The following is a 4,227-nucleotide window of genomic DNA, read 5'->3' as shown; positions in this document are numbered from 1 at the left end:
GCCCAGGCTGAAGGTATCGCCGATGGCCACTGGGATCGGGCCAGCGCAGCCCTTGATGCGGAGAAGCTCTCAGAGGCCCGTAGAGAGGCCATTCGATCCGAAGCAGCGGCTATACACCGAAAGGTCGTCGATGACGCTCAGAGGGCCTCAGAAGCGCTTCTCGAAGCCGCGCGCAAGGAAGCGGACCAGATCAAGCGCGAAGCTACCCCGGAACACTTCCAGGCGCTGGAGAAGGAAAATGCGCGACTGCGTAAAGAAGTCGAAGCATGGACGGCTTTCGTCAGCAGCGTCCGCAGTACCCTCTCAAAAGCTTTAGGGCAGCAGTGGGAGACTTTCAGGACAAAGATCAACGATGCTTGGAAGCGTGACCCCAAGAATCCAGCATATGAGCCTGACCCAACACCTCCGTCCTATAGCTCCGGTCCGTCTGGTCCTTGATCTCTCTTCGCATCCACCCGATCTGCCACTTTCAGCGCCGGAGGCGCATGGTTCGTGTAGCTTGCTGGCTTACCACATGTGTTTTTCCTGAGTGTCGCGTGTCGCTATCGCTCCCCTCGACACCCGACACTTACACTAGAGGCTCAAAAACAGACATCCCGGAGGGTAAAAACAGACGCGCCGGAGGGTATGAACAGACATCCCGGAGGGTAAAAACAGACGCGCCGGAGGGTATGAACAGACGCGCCGGAGGGGTCTACAGACAGACCGTTAATGAATGTGTCTGTTCAAATCTGATTTCTTAGCCGCATGAAGCAACTTAGGTAGGAGTGTGAGGCGCACTAACACCCCTGTGTTAGCCCCTCTCACACAGGTCTCACACGCATCTAACACCCTGAAAATATTACACCCTACAAAAACAGACAATTTACAACAGACATTTATCTGCCTAACGTGTCGGTTATGAGAGAGATAACCGTGCCCTCCAGCGCAATCGCACTGCGCTCCACACAGCCTTTGACACCAGCCACGCTTTCCGCTGTCTGGGAGATCGCTGCGGCGTTGGATGAGCAACGGGTACCTGCAACAGTCCCCAATGCCATTTGGCTTGAAGTGCCAACTCTCCGCCTCCGCGGGGAAAGCGGTCGAGGCGACAATGTCTGGCTCCGACAATGCCTAGATCGCCTCACAGGCATGAAGCTCTCAGGGGACCACAGGGGCGATCCTTGGGGGGCTGTGGTTTTGGCAGAATGGCATATCGTTGAGGGCGGCAGCCTAGCGCGCCTTCTCGTCCCGCCCGCTGCCGTACATGCCCTCCGCAGCCCAAGCACTTTTGCCAAGATCGAAGCCCATGCGGCTCATAGTCTCACAGGGCACGGACGACGTCTCTATGCGATATTGGCAGACAAGAAACGGCTTGGGCGGCCGCACTGGACTTTCACCCTATCCGAGCTTCGCACGCTGATGGGGGTTGAAGCACAGAAGTCGTATGATCGCTGGTCCGACTTCCGCACACGTGTCCTCGATCCGGCCCTGGCCGCCATCAACGACTTTGGCACCGTCAACGTGAAGATGAAGATCGAAAAGCGCGGCCGGTCAGTGAGCGCTGTGCGGTTCGATTGGCATTGGAAAGACGTTCATGAAGCAGCCGACACTGTCCTTGAGAACGACAGGCACAGCAAAGCCCGAAGAAAGAAGCAGGATACTGACGGCGCGCCACCTATGATCGAGGACCCCAAAGAAGCTGCACAAAAATGGTGGGACAGCCTCTCTTCTGAAGACCAGGACCTTTGGGCCGATCGTATCGGTAGGGAATCCGAGATTGGTGGAGAGATGCGGCCACGGCCTACACGGATCATCCGCGAGCTCGCCTTCTCAACATACCAGCAGTTGGAAGCCTAACGTGTTAAGGTCACACGCAACCCAACATGTCATGACCTGAAAGGGCCGTTACGCCGTGAAACTCTCCGCAAGCCAGGCAGCAAAGAAGACAGGGAAGAGCGTCCCAACGATCACGCGAGCGATCAAGTCCGGCAAGATTTCTGCGGAGAAGACCAAGTCTGGTGGCTACCAGATAGAGGCATCTGAACTGTTCCGCGTTTTCAATGCCGTAACAGAAGAACCTAACGCGAAAGGTAACTCGTTAGGAGATGAAACCCCACCAAAAGATGCCAAGAACGCCGCTGAGGCGAGCCTTCTCCAAGAGAAGATAGATGCGTTGGAAACGGCACTGGCCGATGCGAAGGCTGAACGCGATGAGTGGAGAGACCAGGCAAAGCGCTTGGCTTTGGCCCTGCCTTCTCCACAAGCTTCCACCGATACCAATCTAGGGCGCCCATGGTGGAAACGTTGGCTGGCCGTGGGCTAGCCTTCCAGGGGGAAGCCTGACTTACGCTTCCTGCCAGGGGAGAGACTTGTACAGTCCGTTTGCGGCCTTGAAGCACTCATCAAACTCAGGGACCTCTCCGACTTCCACCTCGAGAGTATGCCAATCAGCCTGTGCACGCTCGATGATCTCTGGCTGCTCCAATGATGATGCATCGGCGCTAATCCCCCGCGCCTCACACTTCTCTACCAACATATCGAGCAACTGTTTTCTCTCTTCTTCATCGAGCTCAAACCTGAGCGTCAGAGAGTGCAGGTCATACATGTCCTGTCGCCGGTGCCTGTTGCGCTTCTCCTGCTGTAACAGAGCCCTGAACTTTTCCGCCATCAAAGCGAGAAGAGAGTAAGCAGCGACCTTCTGGTCAGTGTCCTTGAAACTGAGCACCTGAATTGCGCCAATCGGCTCCTTAAAGCTGACATCAACCTCAAGGACAGTAGGGCTTTTCCCTTCCAAGAAATGCTTTTCTTGCGCAGATCCACGCCGCGCATAGCCTACCTTCAACTTGATTGCTGGCCCATCGTTCTTTGGAAATTTTTCGCCTTTAGGAAAGTACTTAAACGATTGCACCCGGCACATCAGGTCAGGGTAACCGAGCTCTGCACACATTGCCGGAAACGCTTCATCTAGAGCATTTTTGATCTTCTCAGCGATACCCTCTTCTGGCGTAGAGATAGCGCTCAGATCGATGTCCCCAGTGTTCCTAGGGCTCTCATATGCAACACCCATCAAGATGCCGCCCTTCAGGAACATCTCGTGCTTGTAAGGTTCTATGGCGCCAAGTGTCGACAAGAAGACCTCCGTAGCTTGACGCTCTAAATAAGTTGCCGGGTCAGCTTTAGCCTTCTCTACCCAAGCAGTTATCGAGACAATCGTTTCAGGAGGCGCTTCATCTTCATCCGACATTCGTTGAAATCATCCATTTTGAGGAGAACGGCTCAGCATAGCTGCGGCCAGGCTCTAGAACGCGGCTTCCTCCACGCTGAGCGTACTGGAGCCATGAAAGAACGTGATCATTGGCAACGTTAAGATGTTCGTCAAGGATGTAGCCCGCACGGACCTTCCAAATGGGTCTATCCGCGCCTTCAACAGCATTGATTATCTGCTTCAAGTACTTAGGAGCATGCTCTCCCCATACCTCCAAAACATGGCGCATCCCACCGCATCTCTGCGGTGTCTCAAGCATGTCCAAGAACACTTGTCCGATTGAAGCAATGCGCTGATCCTCCCCACGGACCTTTCTCCACTCTCCGTAGAACTTGGTCTTGAGCTGATCTACGGCTCTTCTGCGAACTCGAGTGGGATGATGGGTCAGGAATAATGGCTCGATGTAGATGTCATCATTATTGAGTTCCTTCCCAAATCGATCCTCTAGAAGCGCTTTGTTCCACTTTCGAACAACCGCATCAGGGGGACTTGTGATAAAAAGTGCCTCTGGTCGCCGGTTCGTCAAACCGTACCTCTGCATGGCAGACATATGCGAGATATAACAGTATCGGTCCGCCTGGCAGACGATCGTGTCCGCAGGAGCATCAGGCACAGACATGATACGCCAAAAACTAGGGTAATCACTGTCAGAGCGAATGATACCTTCGTCCCTAAGCATGCCCCGCGTACGCACATACGTTTGCCTAGAAGGCCGTCGGCCGCGCAGGTTCTTCGCACTTTTCTCGTCGTAGATAGACCAGATCACTCTGAAAAGGTCGTGTTCTGAAATTAGCGAGGACGAGCTGTTCTCAAGCCGTTTAGAAGCCGTTTCGGCAAGGTTGGTCCAAGCCTTACGTCTTTGAAATGGTTGACTTTTTTCCATTTAGAAGCCTGATGTCGTCTTATAGATGTCCTAAGGACATCTATAAGACGACATCGCGTCTATTTTAGCAAGAGTTCTCTCCGTGTCAAGAGAGACG

At 54.0% G+C, this 4,227-nt stretch carries 4 protein-coding genes and 1 pseudogene; 3 read left to right on the top strand and 2 right to left on the bottom strand.

What is annotated here, in order from left to right; all coding sequences use genetic code 11:
- The 3 genes and pseudogenes from HCZ97_RS20275 to HCZ97_RS20265 all read left to right on the top strand — a co-directional run.
- Positions 1-438 (top strand): annotated as a pseudogene (locus HCZ97_RS20275) (phage tail tape measure protein); the annotation flags it as partial.
- Positions 439-1,335: 897 nt separating this feature from the next.
- Positions 1,336-1,839: a replication initiation protein gene (locus tag HCZ97_RS20270; RefSeq protein WP_217701836.1), complete on the top strand. Its 504-nt coding sequence runs from the start codon at positions 1,336-1,338 to the stop codon at positions 1,837-1,839.
- Between the two features lie 55 nt (positions 1,840-1,894).
- Entirely contained in the window at positions 1,895-2,305 is a 411-nt protein-coding gene (locus HCZ97_RS20265) for a hypothetical protein (RefSeq protein WP_167690928.1), read from the top strand.
- A 21-nt stretch (positions 2,306-2,326) separates the two neighbouring features.
- On the opposite strand, the gene HCZ97_RS20260 is transcribed toward HCZ97_RS20265, so the two are convergent.
- A complete protein-coding gene (locus tag HCZ97_RS20260; RefSeq protein WP_167690927.1) occupies positions 2,327-3,226 on the bottom strand; it encodes a nucleotidyl transferase AbiEii/AbiGii toxin family protein in 900 nt (299 codons plus the stop codon).
- Positions 3,216-3,797 carry a hypothetical protein gene (locus tag HCZ97_RS20500; protein WP_217701835.1) on the bottom strand — a complete coding sequence of 194 codons (582 nt, stop codon included), beginning with the start codon at positions 3,795-3,797 and terminating at the stop codon, positions 3,216-3,218. The genes HCZ97_RS20260 and HCZ97_RS20500 overlap by 11 nt, the downstream gene beginning before the upstream one ends.
- Positions 3,798-4,227: the final 430 nt, after the last annotated feature.

The organism is Pseudooceanicola sp. HF7, assembly GCF_011806405.1.
Taxonomy (GTDB): Bacteria; Pseudomonadota; Alphaproteobacteria; order Rhodobacterales; family Rhodobacteraceae; genus Pseudooceanicola.
The sequence above is the reverse complement of the archived record's forward strand: the minus strand, read 5'-3'. Positions and strand labels throughout refer to the sequence as shown.

Excerpts from the sequence above, each read along its gene's own strand:
- HCZ97_RS20260 (WP_167690927.1), bottom strand. The coding sequence starts at position 3,226 with ATGTCGGATGAAGATGAAGCGCCTCCTGAAACGATTGTCTCGATAACT.
- HCZ97_RS20500 (WP_217701835.1), bottom strand. The coding sequence starts at position 3,797 with ATGTCTGCCATGCAGAGGTACGGTTTGACGAACCGGCGACCAGAGGCA.